Raw genomic sequence first — 276 nt, forward strand, 5'->3', positions numbered from 1 at the left:
GGTACTCGGAAGTGCTTGCGCGATTTCCTGCTCACCTGCCGTGGCAAACGAACATTTACGGCTCATTTTGCAATTGCCGGGGAGGCTGCGCCGCTTTGGCTGAACTTTGCCGCAAAACGCATCAAAGGCAAGGACCTGTTGATCGTGGTCAGTAATCGGTCTGCTCATCATGCCTTGACCACTTACCGCCAGCGTTGGGATATCGAATGCCTGTTCGACGATGCAAAGACCAAGGGCTTCAATCTCGAGGATACGCGCCTTTCGATCGCGAAATAA

1 protein-coding gene is annotated in these 276 nt (G+C 53.3%); it reads left to right on the forward strand.

Translation table 11 applies throughout. The features are described 5' to 3' along the window. On the forward strand, window positions 1-276 hold a 276-nt coding region (locus tag E1297_RS00295), incomplete at its 5' end, for a transposase (protein ID WP_368669411.1).

The sequence above is a fragment of the Roseibium sp. RKSG952 genome (assembly GCF_009711355.1).